Source organism: Proteus faecis, assembly GCF_003144395.1.
Lineage (GTDB): Bacteria > Pseudomonadota > Gammaproteobacteria > Enterobacterales > Enterobacteriaceae > Proteus > Proteus faecis.
In genome coordinates this window covers 554,463-572,827 of the sequence record NZ_PENZ01000034.1, presented here as the reverse complement: position 1 = coordinate 572,827, position 18,365 = coordinate 554,463, and the positions used below count along the sequence as shown (strand labels likewise).

Below are 18,365 nucleotides of genomic sequence, written 5' to 3'. Positions count from 1 at the left end.
TATGTAATAAAAATAATTAAATATTCATCTTTCTTAGTGTGGATCTTTGGAAAACATTGTCTAACACGGTTCAATATAATAAAAAAGGGAAATCGTTTATTAGATTTCCCTTAGATATTAATGGCTATTTATAGCTTTTATTCAGGAAAAGTTAATGTCGCGCCGGGTGCTTCACGACTAAGATGAATAAAATTCAGGTGTTTTTCATATTGGTCTAAAATATCTGTAATAATTTGCTCTTTGGTGTAATCCATTAAATCATTACCTTGTGTACCTTCCCATAAATATGTTTCTAAACGGTAATAATCTGATTTACCTCGACGAGCACGATAGGTAAATGCAGGTACTGAGTATTTTTGTGGCCAAATTTGATAAATAAAGTTCTGCTCTTGCGCAAGATCGACGACAAGTTCTAAATGATGTAAGCGTTCATTATCTTCAATTGGGTAGTAATTGAATTCAACTTTAGCCCCGCGCAATAAAAGTTCTTTAGCCACATCTTGCATTGCTGGCATACAAGTTAAATCTAGCATACGTTGTGTATATGTCGTTCCCGGAAAGTTCATAACTCGCCCTAAACGTTGTTTCCAATTCATAGTCGTATTGCCATAAAGTGGCGCGGGGGCATTGGTATTGAGTGAACTAACACGTCGAAAATCTTCTACTTTTAATGATTTATAAAGTCCCGCCATTATAAAGAAAATAACAAAACTAAAGGGCAATCCCATTATTATAGTCGTGTTTTGTAAGGCAGAAATACCATCAGCCATGAGCATACCCAATGTTAATAACCCAATGGCAATAGACCAGAAAATACGAAGCCAGTTAGGTGCATCGTTATTAACATGACTTAATTGAGAGGTAAAATTACCTAATACTAATGAACCAGAATCGGCAGAGGTGACATAAAATAATAGCCCTGTAATGGTGGCGACAGAAGCCGTTAAACCGAAACCAGGATAGAGTTCTAATAGTGAATAGAACCCTTTTTCAGGGGCTTCTAATACAGTTTGTGCTAATTCTTTATTGCCATGGATCACTTCATATAAAGCACTATTACCAAAAATTGATAACCATAGTAGTGTAAAAACAAAAGGAATAATCAATGTACCTATAACAAACTGTCTGATTGTTCGTCCTCTTGAAATCCGAGCCAAAAATAGACCAACAAAAGGGGACCATGCAACCCACCAAGCCCAGAAAAAGAGTGTCCAGCTATTCATCCAATCAGTTGGTTTATCAAATGCAAAGCTATTTAGTGTCATCCCCAAAAAGCGATTAGTATAATCACCGACATTCAATACCAATGCATTTAATAAAAACTCAGTATCACCAGCAAATAAGATAAATAAAATAAGCCCTAGTGCGAGCAATACGTTAAGTTCCGATAAAATTCTGATCCCTTTGTTAACACCTGATGTTGCTGAAATAACGGCCATAATAACCGATAACAGAATTAATCCGCCTTGAACACCTAATCCTTGGGGCAAGTCAAAAAGAACTTTTAAGCCATAATTAAGCTGTACAACACCAATTCCTAGTGTTGTTGCAATACCAAAAATAGTTCCTAAAACAGCAGCAATATCGACAGTATGACCAATTGGACCATAAATACGATTTCCAAAAATAGGATAAAGTGCAGAACGTATAGTTAAAGGTAAATTATAACGATAGCTAAAATAGCCTAGTGCAATACCAATTAACGCATACATAGACCAGCCCGTCAGGCCATAGTGGAATAAAGTCCACACCATCGACTGACGGGCTGCTTCTATTGTTTCACCTTCGCCGGTTGGCGGTAACATATATTGTGTAATCGGCTCTGCTACAGAGAAAAACATCAAATCAATCCCAATACCGGCCGCAAATAACATTGCAGACCAACTTAAAACACTAAATTCAGGTTTCGATTGTTCAGGCCCTAATTTGATATTTCCAAAACGAGATGTGGCAACAAAAATAACAAAAACAATGTATAACGTGGCCGCCAATAAATAGTACCAACCAAAGGTTTTTGATACCCATCCTAGTGTTGCCACAATCCAGGTATTTGCTGTTTCTGTCATCAAAATAGTGAAAAAAGAAAATGCTAAAATTAGCGTTGCGGAAGCGAAAAAAACGACAGAGTTTAGCTTATCTTTCTGTGGTTTTTTTGTGCTGTTAAGAGTTGTCATCAGAAATTCCAAAAATTTATTTATCTAAAAGTTAAAAGTTGCATTCTTTGTTAACTAATTGAATTAGTTGCAAAGATTCAATTTTTCACAATATCCTCCCAAATCAAATTGTAAATTAATTGTGATAAACAATAGTTAATATTGATTGAATGTTCAATTAAAAAAACGTTTAATAACTGTGTTCAATGTATTTTTTAGGTCTAAAAACATGCCGAAGATAGGAATGCAGTCGATACGTAAACAGCAATTAATCCAAGCGACGTTAGCAGTCATTAATGAGGTTGGAATGCAAGAGGCGAGCATCGCATTGATAGCTCGAAAAGCCGGTGTTTCTAACGGCATTATTAGCCACTACTTTCGTGATAAAAATGGATTACTGGAAGCAGCGATGCGTCATATTCAGTACCAACTCGGTTTTGCAGTAGCGATACGTTTAAGAATGTTAAGTGATGCAACACCAAAGCAACGCATTCAAGCCATTGTTGAAGGTAACTTTGATACGACTCAAACCAGTGAAGCTGCAATGAAAACATGGCTAGCGTTTTGGGCGAGTAGTATGCATCAGCCTAATTTGAATCGTTTACAAAAGGTTAATGATAAAAGGCTTTATTCCAACCTAAGTTACGAGTTTGGGCGTGTTCTTACCAAAGATCAAGCTCGTTTGGCTGCAAAAGGTTTAGCTGCATTAATTGATGGTTTATGGCTACGAAGTGCACTGAGCAATGTGCCTTTCTCTTTGGAGGAAGCCAAAACTATTACGAATGAATATATCGATATGCAACTGAAAAATCGGAGTTAAATAAAGACTTAACATACGAATAATAAGGAGAAAATATGTCAAACCCACCCTTACATAAACTCTATATTCATGGTGGATATGTCGATTGTGCAGAGCCGGAGTGTGAGCAATTTGATGCGATCAATCCAGCTAATGGCGATGTGATTGCACATTTACAATCTGCAAGTGAAGAAGATATCAATTGGGCAGTCGAAAGTGCAAAGCAAGGGCAACAAATTTGGTGTGCGATGACGGCGATGGAACGAGCACGAGTTTTGAGACGTGCTGTTGATATTTTACGCGAACGTAATGATGAATTAGCTCATTTAGAAACCTTAGACACAGGTAAGCCACTCTCTGAAACACGTTATGTCGATATTGTGACAGGTGCTGATGTTTTAGAGTACTACGCAGGTCTTATTCCCGCACTTGAAGGAACGCAAATCCCTCTTAGAGAAACCGCTTTTGCTTATACTCGCCGTGAGCCTTTAGGTGTAGTTGCTGGTATTGGTGCATGGAATTATCCCATTCAAATAGCATTATGGAAATCTGCGCCTGCACTTGCTGCGGGTAATGCCATGATCTTTAAACCAAGTGAAATGACTTCACTTACGGCATTAAAATTGGCCGAAATATACACTGAGGCAGGATTACCTAAAGGGGTTTTTAACGTCGTTACAGGAAAAGCTAATGTGGGGCAATGGTTAACGCAACATCCTGACATTGCTAAAGTTTCTTTTACTGGTGGAATTGAAACAGGCAAGAAAGTGATGGCAAATGCCTCTGCATCGAGTTTAAAAGAAGTGACAATGGAACTCGGTGGAAAGTCACCTTTAATTATTTTTGATGATGCCGATTTAGATACCGCTGCGGATATTGCAATGATGGCTAATTTCTATAGTTCAGGCCAAGTATGTACTAATGGAACGCGTGTATTTGTACCAGAAAAATTAAAAAAAGCATTTGAAGCCAAAATCACTGAGCGTGTCTCCCGCATTCGAGTCGGTTCTCCTCTTGAAATGGACACTAATTTTGGGCCATTAGTCAGCTTTTCTCATCTTGAAAAGGTCTTAAATTATATTGAGTTAGGAAAAAGACAAGGAGCAAGATTACTTTGTGGGGGGCATCGCTTGTTAGACGGTGATTTTGCGCAAGGTGCTTATGTTGAGCCGACTGTTTTCACTGATTGCACGGATGATATGAAAATTACGCAAGACGAAATATTTGGCCCAGTGATGAGTATTCTGAGTTACCAAACCGAAGATGAAGTGATTATACGTGCTAATAATAGCATATATGGTTTAGCCGCAGGCCTTGTTACTAACGATCTTACAACTGCTCACCGTGTTATTCATCAATTAGAGGCTGGAATTTGTTGGGTTAACACATGGGGTGAGTCTCCAGCAGAAATGCCAGTTGGGGGTTATAAACATTCTGGAGTAGGGCGTGAAAACGGACTTGTCACATTACAGAATTATACGCAAATAAAATCTATTCAAATCGAACTTGGGGAGTTTTCATCCGTTTTTTAATCCATTCTTTTTTTAATGACTGAAACAGAGGAGATAACAATGGTCTATGACTACATTATTATCGGTGCTGGTTCAGCCGGTAACGTTCTTGCAACCCGCTTGACAGAAGATCCTGAAGTTACTGTGCTGCTCCTTGAAGCTGGAGGTCCGGACTACAGGTTCGATTTTCGTACACAAATGCCAGCAGCATTAGCGTATCCGTTACAAGGTAGGCGATATAACTGGGCTTATGAAACTGAGCCTGAACCTTATATGAATAACCGACGCATGGAGTGTGGTCGTGGTAAAGGGCTGGGTGGTTCATCGTTAATTAATGGTATGTGTTACATTCGTGGTAATGCTATGGATTTTGATGGTTGGGCTAAATTACCCGGTCTTGAAGAGTGGGACTACTTAAGTTGTTTGCCTTATTTTCGTAAAGCGGAAACGCGTGATATTGGTGCTAATGATTATCATGGTGATAAAGGGCCTGTGAGTGTCACAACACCAAAACAAGGCAATAATATTCTATTTCATGCGATGGTTGAGGCTGGTGTACAAGCAGGATATCCCCAAACCGCCGATCTTAACGGCTATCAGCAAGAAGGTTTTGGTCCGATGGATAGAACCGTCACACCTAAAGGCCGCCGAGCAAGCACAGCAAGAGGCTATCTTGATCAAGCTAAAGCACGCAAAAACTTAACGATAGAGACACATGCTACAACAGATGTTATTGAATTTGAAGGTAAAAAAGCCATTGGGGTTCGCTATTTTTCGGGAGAAAATACCACACCTCACCATGCGAAAGCCAAGCGAGAAATATTACTTTGCGCGGGTGCAATTGCTTCGCCTCAAATATTACAACGTTCTGGGGTCGGACCTGAGGCAGTATTAAATGAATTTAATATCTCCCCCGTACATGTATTACCTGGTGTTGGGGAAAATCTTCAAGATCATTTAGAAATGTATTTGCAGTATGAATGTAAACAACCCGTTTCACTTTATCCTGCTTTAAAATGGTATAACCAGCCTAAAATTGGTGCGCAATGGCTATTCCAAGGAACAGGGATCGGGGCAAGTAATCAATTTGAAGCGGGCGGTTTTATTCGCTCTAGTGAAAAGTTTGCGTGGCCTAATATTCAGTTCCATTTTCTGCCCGTTGCCATTAATTATAATGGAACCAATGCAGTAGAGGTTCATGGTTTCCAAGCGCATGTAGGTTCAATGCGTTCCCCAAGTAGAGGACGTGTAAAATTAACATCTACAGATCCTCATCAACATCCCAGTATTTTGTTTAATTACATGTCAACAGAACAAGATTGGGAAGAGTTTCGAGCCGCAATTCGGATCACACGAGAAATTATGGCACAACCGGCATTAGATGCTTACCGTGGTGAAGAAATTAGTCCGGGTAAACATATCCAAAGTGATGAAGAGCTTGATACCTTTGTTAGAGAACGAGCAGAAACCGCATTTCATCCTTGTGGTACTTGTAAAATGGGCACAGATGAAATGGCTGTTGTTGATAGCGAAGGGCGAGTGCATGGTATCGAAAACGTAAGAGTTATTGATGCGTCGATTATGCCTTTAATCATCACGGGCAATTTGAATGCAACGACCATTATGATCGCAGAAAAGATAGCGGATAAGGTGAGAGGGATTAAACCTTTACCAAAAAGTCAGGCTAAATACTATGTTGCAGATAATACTCCGGTGAGAAGACGAAATTAAGCGAATTATTTACAATATGCAAAAGAGGGATGAAAGTTCCTCTTTTGTACTTTTATCAATAATTCCTTTTTATCGCTTTCAATTTAAATAAGAAATATTTATGTAAATTGAGGTTTGCGAGAGAGGAAACATGATTAATTTCTATCATAAATATTTCTAAATAAAATTACTTTATAAGTCGTATCCGAAATAACGAGATAACTTCAAGTAAAACAACGATTGTTCTGCCATTTTTGTGACGAATATCAACTCTCCATAATTGAAGCATTCCATTAATTATAATAAACAGACAACGAAAACGTTTGCATAATATTTTTATACAGATAGAATTCGTCAGATTTTTTTGGCCTGGTGAAATTAATAGGGGGTTAAAGTGTCTCAGGACAACAATTATAGTCAGGGCCCGGTGCCCATATCCGCAAGAAAGGGTGGATTGGCGTTAACCTTTGTGATGTTGGGATTAACGTTTTTTTCAGCCAGTATGTGGACTGGCGGCGCTCTTGGTACTGGTCTTTCCTTTAATGATTTCTTCCTCGCAGTTCTAATTGGTAATCTTCTTCTTGGTATCTACACCGCATTTCTTGGTTTTATTGGTTCAAAAACAGGTCTTACTACTCATCTCCTCGCGCGTTACTCTTTCGGTATTAAAGGTTCTTGGCTTCCCTCATTTTTACTCGGTGGTACTCAGGTTGGTTGGTTTGGTGTGGGTGTGGCAATGTTTGCTATTCCAGTAGGAAAAGCCACAGGTATTGATATTAATCTCCTTATCGCCATTTCCGGCATTTTAATGACCATCACTGTATTCTTCGGCATATCCGCTCTCACCGTTCTCTCTATCGTAGCTGTTCCTGCTATCGCTATCCTTGGAAGTTACTCTGTTTATCTTGCCATACATGATATGGGTGGGCTTTCAACATTAATGGCTGTTAAACCTGCTCAGCCATTAGATTTCAATTTAGCGTTGGCGATGGTTGTTGGTTCGTTTATCAGTGCGGGAACGCTCACGGCTGACTTTGTCCGCTTTGGACGAAACCCTAAAGTTGCAGTGATTGTCGCAATTATTGCTTTCTTCTTAGGTAATACATTGATGTTTGTCTTTGGTGCTGCAGGTGCGGCTTCTCTGGGGATGGCAGATATTTCAGATGTGATGATTGCGCAAGGATTATTACTTCCGGCGATTGTTGTACTTGGCTTAAATATTTGGACAACCAATGATAACGCGTTATACGCCTCTGGATTAGGTTTTGCCAATATTACGGGCTTATCAAGTAAGAAACTTTCCGTGATAAATGGCATTGTCGGTACACTGTGTGCATTATGGCTCTATAATAACTTTGTAGGTTGGTTAACCTTTTTATCTGCAGCAATTCCACCTGTCGGCGGGGTTATTATTGCAGATTATCTGATGAATAAAGCGCGTTATAACTCTTTCACTGTTGATAAGATGCAATCAGTTAACTGGATTGCGTTGCTGGCAGTTGCAATTGGTATTATGGCAGGGCACTGGTTACCGGGTATCGTACCTGTTAATGCGGTATTAGGTGGTGCAATTAGCTACGCGGTGTTAAATCCAATATTAAATCGTCGTGCAGCTCGACAAGCGGAGATAAGTCATGCTGGGTAAGAATATCGAACAAATTAATCATGCTCGTCTCGTTGGTAAAGAAGGTTTATGGCGCATTACGCTTAAAAACAACAAAATTGAAACGATAGAGCCACAACCTGAAAATAATTTTCATCCAGAAGCATTAGATGCGCAAGGTGGATTAGTTCACGCTCCTTTTGTTGAACCTCATATTCATTTAGATACAACACAAACAGCAGGACAGCCGAATTGGAATCAATCAGGAACATTATTTGAAGGTATTGAGCGTTGGGCTGAAAGAAAAGCGTTGTTAACGCATGACGATGTTAAACAACGTGCATGGCAAACACTTCAATGGCAAATAGCTAACGGTATTCAACATGTTAGAACACATGTTGATGTTTCGGATGCATCGCTGACAGCATTAAAAGCAATGCTGGAAGTAAAAGAAGAAATTAAACCTTGGGTTGATTTACAAATCGTTGCTTTTCCACAAGAAGGCATTTTGTCATACCCTAATGGTGAAGCTTTATTAGAAGAAGCATTAAAATTAGGTGCTGATGTTGTCGGTGCTATTCCACACTTTGAATTTACGCGTGAATATGGTGTTGAATCACTGCATAAAACCTTTGCATTAGCACAAAAATATGATCGTTTAATTGATGTTCATTGTGATGAAATTGATGATGAGCAATCTCGTTTTGTTGAAACTGTTGCTGCTTTAGCACATAAAGAAAATATGGGCTCAAGGGTAACTGCAAGTCATACAACCGCAATGCATTCTTATAATGGGGCTTATACTTCACGTTTATTCCGCTTATTAAGAATGTCTGGTATTAACTTCGTGGCGAATCCTTTAGTTAATATTCACTTGCAGGGACGTTTTGATACCTATCCAAAGCGTCGTGGTATTACTCGCGTAAAAGAGATGCTAGAAAGTAATATTAATGTCTGCTTTGGTCATGATGACGTTTTTGATCCTTGGTATCCACTAGGTACAGCAAATATGCTCCAAGTTTTACATATGGGGTTGCATGTGTGCCAATTAATGGGGTATGGCCAAATTGATAACGGATTACAGTTAATTAGCCACAACAGTGCTAAAACACTCGCTTTAACGGATTATGGTGTTGAAGTAGGAAACAGTGCAAACTTTATTATTCTACCCGCAGATAATGGTTTTGATGCTTTACGTCGCCAAGTACCGGTACGTTATTCCGTTCGTCAAGGTAAAGTCATTGCACAAACAGAACCCGCAAAAACAGAAATTATGTTAGATAAACCAACACTGGTTAATTATAAATAATCTGATAAGTTTTATTTTGGCGTAGCGAATAAGTTTACTAATGGCTTATTCGTTATTTTGAACTGCACCCCAAAAGTTGGACACCAACTTTGGGGTGTTTTTTATATCTGAAAATGAGATATAAGAAGAGCCGATTAGATTTTTACTATTGGTTGTTTTTTCTGATCAGTGCCGCTAATTGTGCAAGCTCTTCATCACTGGCTCGTTCAAAATCGTGAGATGAAAGATAACCCGGATATGTATCAAAGAAAATTTTCTGTTTGTTTTCAATGGGCGCCCATTTTGTCATATCACCAGTGCCGTGCATTGGACTCAGTTTACTATGAACATGATCAACCCCAAATCCTTCAAAAAACATGCCTGAACGGGAAACATCAGGGAATGTTTTATCTAAGATTTTCGCCACTTTTTTTGTGGCAATCACTAATAAAGCTAAGGCTTCATCACTAAGATCAAAAGCGTAACTTGGATAGTGTTTTTTAGGAATAACAACAGTAAAGCCTTTGGTATTTGGAAATATAGACAGAAATGCAAGGTGGTGTTCGTCTTCCCAAATTTTATGGCAAGGTGCCTTTCCAGCAACGATTTGACAGAAAATACAATTATCCATAGTAACCTCATAGCCAAAAATGAGCTGATATCTCAGCAAAATTAATGTTGAAAAGATAGCCCTATGTGTAATTTATTTCAAAATTAAACTAAATAATGACAAGAGAATCAAAATGATAAGAATCAAGGCAGAAGAAAGAGAATATTACAAAAGAAAACCCTTAGCGAGTCACTTAACTTACTAAGGGTTTGTAATAGTTGGTGAATTACAGTAGGTTTCTTTCCGCTAAATCAAGCGCAAAATATGACAGGATCAAATCTGCCCCAGCACGTTTAATTGAACCTAAAGTTTCCATTACCACACGATCTTCATCAATTGCACCCGCTAATGCTGCAAATTTAATTTGCGCATATTCACCGCTGATTTGATAAGCGGCTAAAGGCAATAAAGTACGTTCACGCACATCGCGAATAATATCTAAATAAGCGCCCGCTGGTTTTACCATCAGCATATCAGCGCCTTCTTGCTCATCAATTAATGATTCACGGATCGCTTCACGGCGGTTCATTGGATTCATTTGATAAGTTTTACGATCACCAATTAAGCGAGAGCCTGCTGCATCACGGAAAGGGCCATATAAGGCGGAGGCAAATTTAGTCGAATAAGAAACAATTCCTGTATCGCTAAACCCTGCTTTATCAAGTGCGGCACGAATAGCAGCGACTTGACCGTCCATTGCAGCTGATGGCGCGATAAAATCAGCACCAGCTTGTGCAGCTGCAACAGCTTGGAGACCTAAATTATGGATGGTTTCGTCATTATCAACATGTTCACCATGTAAAACACCACAGTGACCATGTGATGTGTATTCACAAAAACAGGTATCAGACATGACAATCATTTCTGGTACTGCATCTTTGCAAATACGAGACATGCGAGAAACTAAGCCATCACTTTTCCAAGCATCACTTCCGGTTTCATCAAGATGATGCGATACCCCAAAAGTCATGACAGTTTTGATGCCTGCTTTTGCAATGCGTTCAATTTCATAAGCAAGACGTTTTTCAGGAATACGAACGACACCTGGCATGCTTTTTATCGGTTGGTAATCATCAAGCCCTTCTTCTACAAATATAGGGAGAGCGAGATCATTTTTAGTTAGTGTTGTTTCTTGAAAGAGCGCACGCAGGTTTTCGGACTGGCGTAGTCTTCTTAAACGCTGGATGGATTGTTCGTTGCTCACAATATCTCCTTTTTATGGCCAGTACTAACAAGTATTTACCGAGGTATTATAAACCTTAATATCGATAGATAGATACTGCATAATTGATACTCGTTATACTTCAAGCTGAAGCGTTGTTGATTGTATTCACTCACACTCGTCACATAATTATGTATGCCCCTAGCGATTCGTTCATTTGTTGACTCGCTATATCTTGAATTATTTAGACAGACGGTTGCGGTCTAAGAAGTGGGAAGCCTCGCCCGACAGGGCGGGGAGCAGTCACGGTATAGAAAGTCATTTATAGAGAAAGAGAAAAAAGCAAAAGAAAAGGGAAAACGAATAAGTGATAAAGAAGGCGAAATAAAAAAGAGCAGGATAATTTCTACTCTTTAAATTGATTGCTACTCATTTTTTAATGAGAAGATTATTTTTTTGGCTCTTCTAATGCCGCGACCATTTGAATTTTACAAGCAGCAACAATTTGAGTTAACCCGTCTTGGAATTCTGCCCGAGAGCCAATTTCAGATTTAGCTTCACGTAAAGAATTAACAACCTCAATAGCACCTTCTGTGAATTGCGCTTCAGTTGCTTCCAGTTTTGCAAAATCAAATTTCTTTGCATTCAGAGAGGCCATTGCATCTTTAGCAATTTTCTCTGCTGGTTCTTTTGTATCATAAGCTTTAATTGAGATATCTTTAAAGGTATCGCAGTAATCATCAGCCATTTTTGTTGGATTTGCAAAAGCAACAGCAGGTAATAATAGCAGAGATAAGAGAAGTGGTTTCATTTTAGCCTCATGTTTATTTTTAGTACGTACTCATTAAGTGTAACATATAAACAGTAGTGACGATAAATCAGAATAAGTGTAAAAATATAAATAGTTAATATTTTTAATCCTATTGATTTTAGCTATTTTTACTATAATTGTGTTTAGGGACAATAAGCTAGCAAATTTTGACTTAATAAAATTTTACAATTCACAATAAATAAAATAACACAAAATATAATAATATTAGGATTTATCTTTATTTACATTTTATACGACTAGTTTTTATTTGTATTAAGAGTAACTAAATGTACGTTTTAAATATAAAAATTAGAACAAACAAGAGGTAAGTGATCATCACGGAGCATTAACATAATTTTAATGTATTGTATTTAATAGATTAATCTATGTTTGAATAGGTAATAATAACAAAGCTTCTAATTCTACTATTTAATCTAAATAACATTAAGAATATTAAACAAAAGAAATTTTGATAGAAGTGATTAGATAAAAAAACGAAAAAATTCATTATCATTTTGATAGTATGAAAATAATTTGAATAGACAAATTGAAAGGGATAAAAGAGAAAAAAATCCCCTCTATAGGGATAGAGGGGTAGCTAAATGAATAAAGAATGGTTTATTTCGAGATTGAGTATATAGGAAATTTTAAAACCATTTTTGTTTATTTGTGCAGCACAAAAAGTTTAGAAAACAGAATAAAAATATGTGCAAATACTCAATTAGGAAATAAGCGTATTATTGACGATAGGCTGTTTTAATTTGGCTAATCGTATTACGGAATGTCTCTGCTTGTTTTTCGTCATCAACTTCTGCAATTGCACGTTCAATATTTAAAATAACACGTCCAGCATCTGCTTGACCTAATGCTTTTAACATATAGGTGACTAGTGTTTTTAAGCAAGCCACTTCTTCTGCTAATGTTTCCACATCTGCTTGTGTTTTAAACTTCTCGTTCATTATTTACGTTCCTTTGTCTTCAATTTATAAATCATATCAAGCGAGATCATTAGAATAGCAAAGTCTCAGCAAGGTATGAATAGTGATAATGAAAGCATTTTATCATATTGAAATAGTTAGCATGATAAAGAGGCAAAATAGCCAGCGAACCCATTTATTTGTTGAAATCACGCTATACTTTGAACGTTAATACAAACAGAATGTGGCAAAGCAATCATTGCAAGAAATAAGAAAAAATGCAGAAAAAAGGAGGGGAATAATATGAATGAAGAACAATTATTACAGGCAATCACTCATTATCCCGCACTTTATCAGCGCAAATCAGGCGATACACATAAAGGGACATTTGGCACATTAGGTATTGTAGGTAGTGCAGAAGGAATGAGTGGTGCTATTGTGTTGGCAGGTAAAAGTGCATTAAAAGCAGGGTGTGGAAAAGTATTTCTCGGTTTTGCTCAGCCACAACTTCCTATCCCTTTTATTGATAGTGCACCAGAGCTTATGCTTAAAACAGCACAAGAATTGATAAATCAGCAAGACATTTCTGCTTGGGCGATTGGTTGTGGATTGGGATTATCTGCAAATTCTGAAAAGATCTTATCAATAGCTTTAGCACAACGTAATGAAAATAGACCCTATGTGTTTGATGCAGATGCATTAGTGTTAATGGCTAAATTTAAATCAAAACTCTCACTTAATCAGCACTGTGTATTAACGCCACATCCTAAAGAAGCCTCTATTTTGCTTAATTGCACCCCCAATGATATTCAAAACAATAGAGAAGAAGCGGCAAAAGAAATTGCGAAGATTTATCATTGTTGGGCAATTATTAAAGGTCAAAATACCGTCGTGACTTCTCCGAAAGGTGAAATCACAATTAATACAACCGGTAATAGTGGATTATCAACAGCAGGGAGTGGTGATGTGCTAACAGGCGTGATGGGCAGTTTTTTAGCACAAGGAATGACAATGTCTGATGCGGTAAGAAGTGCAGTTTGGATACATGGAATGTCGGCGGATATCTTAGTTAAAAAAGGTATTGGTCCAATAGGGTTAACTGCATCAGAATTGATTGATACGATCCGCAATATTCGCAATCAAATATGGTCGTTAACACAGCAACATAATGCAAACTATTTTGAATAATCACTTTTATTTTTTAGCTTAACATATTAATAATTAAAGTAGGTTTATATTAAGATTAGGTTGTTTTTAGTTAATTCACTCACAGTAATCTTTGGGTTATTGCGATAGGATTAAGGCAAATGGAGAGTTGAGAGGAGTTATTATGTATAAAACGATTTTAGTGCCTATTGATATTGTGGAAGAAGAGTTAACCAGTAAAGCGGTACGACATGCTGTGTATTTAGCAAAAGAAACAGGAGCTAATTTACATTTAATTCATGTTCTTCCTATCTCTTCAGCAATCATTAATGCTTATTCATTGGGTTATCCAGAAATTAAAGATAAAGCAACAGTAAAAGCAGAAAATGATATGCAAATGTTGGTAGATTCGGTAGATTTGCCTGCTGAAAAGGTCGCTTATACGGTTACTTTTGGCTCACCTCGAGATGAAATTCTAGTCACAGCAAAAGATATTCAAGCAGACTTAATTGTGATTGGCTCACGTAGACCTAATATTAGCACTCATTTATTAGGCTCTACAGCTGCGGGCGTTGTTCGCTATGCTGAAATTTCAGTGTTAGTTGTTCGTTAATATATTACTAATATGCTATGAGCATCCCTCATAGCATATTTTTTAGTTTTTTCTGCGTAGCTTATCTTATTTATTTAATCAGCAGTTTATTGAATAAACAGTCTAGAAAGTGGATAAGAATGGAAAAATTTACCGAAGAACTTTTAAGGCTCGATCATTTTATTCTACGCATCTTACGCTATTATGTAATAGGCTCTATTTTCTTTTTTTTAGGATTATTACCAGGCGTATTAGGATTTTATTTAATTGAAGGACATACCTTTATGGAATCTTCATTAAATGCAATCTCTATGTTAAGTGGTCAACCTGTAGAGCCAGCACCTGCAACCCCAACAGGACGCTTTTTTATTGCAATCTATGGTTTATTTCTTCAGTGTGTTTTTATTTTATCAATTGGGCTTGTAGTGACACCTTTTATTCATCGACAATTGCATAAATGGCATCTTGAGGAAGATTAAATAAGCAAGCTTTGGGTTTAACGCTACAATAATAAACAGACAATAATCTGATAATGAGGAGTTGCTATGTACAAGACAATTCTAGTACCTGTTGATATTTCAGAAGATGAGTTAACGACTAAAGCCTTACAACACGCTGTTTATATTGCCAAATTAGAAGGTGCGAAACTGCATCTTTTCCATGCTATTCCTGATATTTCACGTTTCTCTATTAGTTATAGTTACCATTATGACATGCTCAGTTCTTTTGCAAATAAAGCACTTGAGCGTGTACAAGAACAACTGCAAGAATTAGCTGATAGTATTGATTTGCCAAATGAACAAGTTGAATTTTCAGCTGTATTTGGTTCTGCTAGAGATAAGGTTTTAGAGCTTGCTGAAAAAATTCATGCTGATTTGATTGTAATAGGCTCTCGTCGCCCAAGTATTTCAACACACCTATTGGGATCAAATGCATCAGGTATTGTCGCTTATGCTAAGCAATCCGTGTTAGTCGTTCGCTAACATTTGTATAAAATTAGAAAATAGTATGCAACCCCTAGATCTCTATTTAGGGGTTTTTATTTTTTGGTTCAAGCCTTGTCATTTTAAATTGATTTGTGAATGTAATTGCTTAAATTAGTTTATAAAGCACTTGTATGCGTGTTTTTTATTAAACCAGTGATAGCCATTTGATTGAGCAAGCTAAAAATAAGAGAGCGTAATTTATCATGATACCGTGCTTCTTATGTCAATATTTATATCCATCCATCTATAAAATTGATCTGCTTACTGCCTAAAATATTTTATTTGTTCATAATAGAATTGAAAGATGATAGAACGAGGAGCGAGCTATACGATAAATTTTATAGTAGTAATAGCTCGTTTTGATTAAAACTAAGGCATAGTATGGATAATGAGATAATGGCAGAGTGCACTGCCATTTCACAAGATAAACAGCGTGAAATTACCAAGTTATGTATTCAAACTGCGTTGTTGCTATTGCAACATGGTGCAGAAAGTATGCTGGTTGAACAGCTTTCTACTCGCCTAGGTTTAGCTTTAGGTGTACATCAAGTCGAAAGTGCAATTTCTGCTAATGCGGTTGTATTAACCACGATTGTTAACGGGCATTGTCAAACATCAACACGAAAGATAGCCGACCGTGGCATTAATATGCATGTTGTGACAGAAGTTCAGCATATTGTTATTTTGGTTGAACATCATCTTGCAGATATTCATGAAGCAAGAAAACGATTTGAGCATATAAAACCATTACGTTATCCACGTTGGGCGATTATTTTTATGGTTGCCTTATCGTGTGGTTGTTTCTCTAAACTAAATGGTGGTAATTGGGATGGCTTTTTAGTTTCGACTATTGGTGGTGGCTTTGGTATGTTTGTCCGCCAAGTATTAACACATCGCCAAATGAATCCATTAATTAATTTCTGTATTACGGCATTTGTGGCGACTTCAGTCTCAGGTCTATTATTAAAACTCTCTTATTTTCAAGCTACGGCGACTATTTCAATGGCTGCTAGCGTCTTATTATTAGTTCCCGGATTTCCTTTAATTAATGCTGTTGCTGATATGTTTAAAGGGCACGTTAATACTGGTTTAGCGCGTTGGGCAATGGCAACAATGTTAACATTGGCAACCTGTTTAGGGGTTATTTTAGCCATGGCAGTATGGGGATTAAGAGATTGGGCATAATAACGATAATTCTTACCTTGATTGAAGATATGATTTTAGCAGCTATTCCTGCTGTGGGTTTTGCGATGGTGTTTAATGTGCCTATAAGAGCATTAAAATATTGCGCACTATTGGGAGCAATAGGCCATGGCTCTCGTACTCTATTAGTAATGAGTGGTATGAATATTGAGTGGGCAAGTTTTTGTGCTGCTATTTTAGTGGGATGCATTGGTATCCAGTGGTCACGCTGGTGGCTTGCACATCCTAAAGTCTTTACTGTTGCAGCTATTATTCCGATGTTTCCCGGAATAAATGCATATATAGCGATGATCTCGGTGGTGAAGTTAACGCAAATTGGTTATAGCGCAGAAATTTTTGAAGCTTTAGTTACGAATTTCCTTAAAGCTTCATTTATTGTCGGTGCGCTTTCTATCGGGCTATCTTTGCCGGGATTATGGTTATATCGCAAGCGTCCGAGTGTATAATGACTTACATCGCGTGTTGCAGAGAGTTTAATGTAATATCCAATTCATTTTTATCGGAAATAATAATTTGAATTCGTAATTTATTTTCAGATTCTAGACTGGCATGTGCTTTAACATCTTCGTTATTCGCATGCTTTTTTGTTATTTCGACTAATTCATCCATCAAATTCAGCATATTCTCATTCATTTTTAAGCTTCTCCAAATCATTGATGGATTAAACCATAGCAAATCCCTTTTACGTTAATGTCGAGAATAACGGCTTTTTCTATCACCATTCACGCTTATTGTTTTATTTTTTCTATAAAAAATAGCTAGAAAGATTGCCAAAAATAAATAAAAAAAAGGTAAGATTAGGCGAAATAAAAATAAGATTATCAGTTGGTTATTAAAGATAATTCTTATTGGGTTTAATAAAACAAAGAGTAAGGCAGATACCACTTTGAGAAAAATATTACACTATACCGCGGTTGTGTTGGGTTTGTTTTTTATTACGCTAAATATTCAAGCACAGGCACCTGAAAATTTTACAAAAGCGAAAGAGATAGCAAAAGAACGTATTTATTATGATCAAAATCAAAAGTCACAAGGTACTATTTATTGTGGTTGTGATTGGAAATGGGTAGGTAAATCTGGAGGGCGTGTTGATTTAGCCAGTTGTGGCTATAAAGTCAGAACCCAGCAAACAAGAGCGGAACGTATAGAGTGGGAGCACATTGTACCTGCATGGGTTTTTGGGCATCAACGTCAATGTTGGCAAAATGGAGGCAGAACTAATTGTGTGAAAAATGATCCTATATTTGGCAAAATTGAAGCTGATTTACACAATTTAGCACCATCTATTGGTGAAGTTAATGGTGACCGTAGCAATTTTAGTTTTGGCCAATTACCTGTACAAGCGCCTTACCAATATGGTCAATGCCGTAGTCGCGTTGATTTTGCTTCACGAACTTTTGAACCTCGTAATGAAGTTAAAGGCCAAGTAGCAAGGGTGTATTTCTACTTACATGATCGCTATAACCTTTCTATGTCTCGTCAGCAACAACAGTTATTAATGGCTTGGGATAAAGCTTATCCACCAACAGCATGGGAAAAAGAGCGTGATAATCGTATTGCTCATATTGTTGGATATCATAATCCCTTTGTAACAGGTGAAATGAAATGGCAGTTAGGGCATAAAAATAGTGGTATCGGATTAGCTGCAACAAATAGTACGCAGACCACTAAAGCTAAAACTGAAACAGTTAAACCCGTAGATACATCACAATCTCAAGATATTAAAGGTAATGTAAATAGCAAGATCTACCATTTTGCACATTGCTCTGGTTATAAAACAATGTCAGATAAAAATGCGGTTTTGTTTAAAACAGAGAGTGAAGCTATTAAGGCCGGTTACCGTTTAGCTAATAACTGTAAACAGCCCTAATCGT

General features: G+C 37.3%; 18 protein-coding genes. 12 read left to right on the top strand and 6 right to left on the bottom strand.

Annotated features, from left to right (window positions below; genetic code table 11):
- Nucleotides 1-137 precede the first annotated feature (137 nt).
- Nucleotides 138-2,174, bottom strand: coding sequence for a choline transporter (locus tag DK858_RS12260; RefSeq protein ID WP_109397649.1), 2,037 nt, complete (start codon nucleotides 2,172-2,174; stop codon nucleotides 138-140).
- A gap of 208 nt (nucleotides 2,175-2,382) precedes the next feature.
- On the opposite strand from DK858_RS12260, the gene betI reads away from it, so the two are divergent.
- From betI to DK858_RS12235, 5 genes are all read left to right on the top strand, one after another.
- Nucleotides 2,383-2,973 carry a transcriptional regulator BetI gene (gene betI, locus DK858_RS12255; protein ID WP_109397648.1) on the top strand — a complete coding sequence of 197 codons (591 nt, stop codon included), beginning with the start codon at nucleotides 2,383-2,385 and terminating at the stop codon, nucleotides 2,971-2,973.
- A 35-nt stretch (nucleotides 2,974-3,008) separates the two neighbouring features.
- Nucleotides 3,009-4,484, top strand: coding sequence for a betaine-aldehyde dehydrogenase (betB, locus tag DK858_RS12250; protein ID WP_109397647.1), 1,476 nt, complete (start codon nucleotides 3,009-3,011; stop codon nucleotides 4,482-4,484).
- A 39-nt stretch (nucleotides 4,485-4,523) separates the two neighbouring features.
- The gene (gene betA, locus DK858_RS12245) at nucleotides 4,524-6,194 is read left to right on the top strand and encodes a choline dehydrogenase (protein ID WP_109397646.1); all 1,671 of its coding nucleotides are present in this window, start codon (nucleotides 4,524-4,526) and stop codon (nucleotides 6,192-6,194) included.
- 373 nt (nucleotides 6,195-6,567) lie between these two features.
- Entirely contained in the window at nucleotides 6,568-7,818 is a 1,251-nt protein-coding gene (codB, locus tag DK858_RS12240; protein WP_109397645.1) for a cytosine permease, read from the top strand.
- Nucleotides 7,808-9,085, top strand: coding sequence for a cytosine deaminase (locus tag DK858_RS12235; protein WP_109397644.1), 1,278 nt, complete (start codon nucleotides 7,808-7,810; stop codon nucleotides 9,083-9,085). Before codB ends, DK858_RS12235 begins: the two co-directional genes overlap by 11 nt.
- Before the next feature lie 145 nt (nucleotides 9,086-9,230).
- Here DK858_RS12235 and DK858_RS12230 read toward each other — a convergent pair whose 3' ends face one another.
- The 4 genes from DK858_RS12230 to DK858_RS12215 all read right to left on the bottom strand — a co-directional run bounded on the left by DK858_RS12230 (nucleotide 9,231) and on the right by DK858_RS12215 (nucleotide 12,606).
- Complete coding sequence (locus DK858_RS12230; RefSeq protein WP_036912868.1) at nucleotides 9,231-9,695, bottom strand: HIT family protein; 465 nt, start codon at nucleotides 9,693-9,695, stop codon at nucleotides 9,231-9,233.
- 205 nt (nucleotides 9,696-9,900) lie between these two features.
- On the bottom strand, nucleotides 9,901-10,878 hold the full coding sequence (gene hemB / locus DK858_RS12225) for a porphobilinogen synthase (protein ID WP_036912871.1): 978 nt from the start codon (nucleotides 10,876-10,878) through the stop codon (nucleotides 9,901-9,903).
- A gap of 406 nt (nucleotides 10,879-11,284) precedes the next feature.
- On the bottom strand, nucleotides 11,285-11,647 hold the full coding sequence (locus DK858_RS12220; protein WP_109397643.1) for a hypothetical protein: 363 nt from the start codon (nucleotides 11,645-11,647) through the stop codon (nucleotides 11,285-11,287).
- Between the two features lie 737 nt (nucleotides 11,648-12,384).
- Nucleotides 12,385-12,606, bottom strand: a complete 222-nt coding sequence (locus DK858_RS12215) for a DUF2594 family protein (protein ID WP_006536484.1) — start codon at nucleotides 12,604-12,606, stop codon at nucleotides 12,385-12,387.
- Between the two features lie 261 nt (nucleotides 12,607-12,867).
- Between DK858_RS12215 and DK858_RS12210 the strand changes: the two genes are divergently transcribed.
- From DK858_RS12210 to DK858_RS12185, 6 genes are all read left to right on the top strand, one after another.
- On the top strand, nucleotides 12,868-13,752 hold the full coding sequence (locus DK858_RS12210; protein ID WP_109397642.1) for an NAD(P)H-hydrate dehydratase: 885 nt from the start codon (nucleotides 12,868-12,870) through the stop codon (nucleotides 13,750-13,752).
- A gap of 142 nt (nucleotides 13,753-13,894) precedes the next feature.
- Nucleotides 13,895-14,323, top strand: coding sequence for a universal stress protein (locus tag DK858_RS12205; RefSeq protein WP_036912874.1), 429 nt, complete (start codon nucleotides 13,895-13,897; stop codon nucleotides 14,321-14,323).
- A gap of 119 nt (nucleotides 14,324-14,442) precedes the next feature.
- Nucleotides 14,443-14,781: a hypothetical protein gene (locus DK858_RS12200; protein ID WP_072064066.1), complete on the top strand. Its 339-nt coding sequence runs from the start codon at nucleotides 14,443-14,445 to the stop codon at nucleotides 14,779-14,781.
- 66 nt (nucleotides 14,782-14,847) lie between these two features.
- Nucleotides 14,848-15,285: a universal stress protein gene (locus DK858_RS12195; RefSeq protein ID WP_109397641.1), complete on the top strand. Its 438-nt coding sequence runs from the start codon at nucleotides 14,848-14,850 to the stop codon at nucleotides 15,283-15,285.
- Between the two features lie 384 nt (nucleotides 15,286-15,669).
- Nucleotides 15,670-16,473, top strand: coding sequence for a threonine/serine exporter family protein (locus DK858_RS12190; RefSeq protein WP_109397640.1), 804 nt, complete (start codon nucleotides 15,670-15,672; stop codon nucleotides 16,471-16,473).
- Complete coding sequence (locus DK858_RS12185; protein ID WP_109397639.1) at nucleotides 16,464-16,937, top strand: threonine/serine exporter; 474 nt, start codon at nucleotides 16,464-16,466, stop codon at nucleotides 16,935-16,937. Before DK858_RS12190 ends, DK858_RS12185 begins: the two co-directional genes overlap by 10 nt.
- 4 nt (nucleotides 16,938-16,941) lie before the next feature.
- Here the strand turns inward: DK858_RS12185 and DK858_RS12180 are convergent, their stop codons facing one another.
- Complete coding sequence (locus DK858_RS12180) at nucleotides 16,942-17,124, bottom strand: hypothetical protein (protein WP_036912881.1); 183 nt, start codon at nucleotides 17,122-17,124, stop codon at nucleotides 16,942-16,944.
- Nucleotides 17,125-17,377: 253 nt separating this feature from the next.
- Between DK858_RS12180 and DK858_RS12175 the strand changes: the two genes are divergently transcribed.
- Nucleotides 17,378-18,361, top strand: a complete 984-nt coding sequence (locus DK858_RS12175; RefSeq protein ID WP_109397638.1) for an endonuclease — start codon at nucleotides 17,378-17,380, stop codon at nucleotides 18,359-18,361.
- The last annotated feature ends 4 nt before the right edge of the window (nucleotides 18,362-18,365 follow it).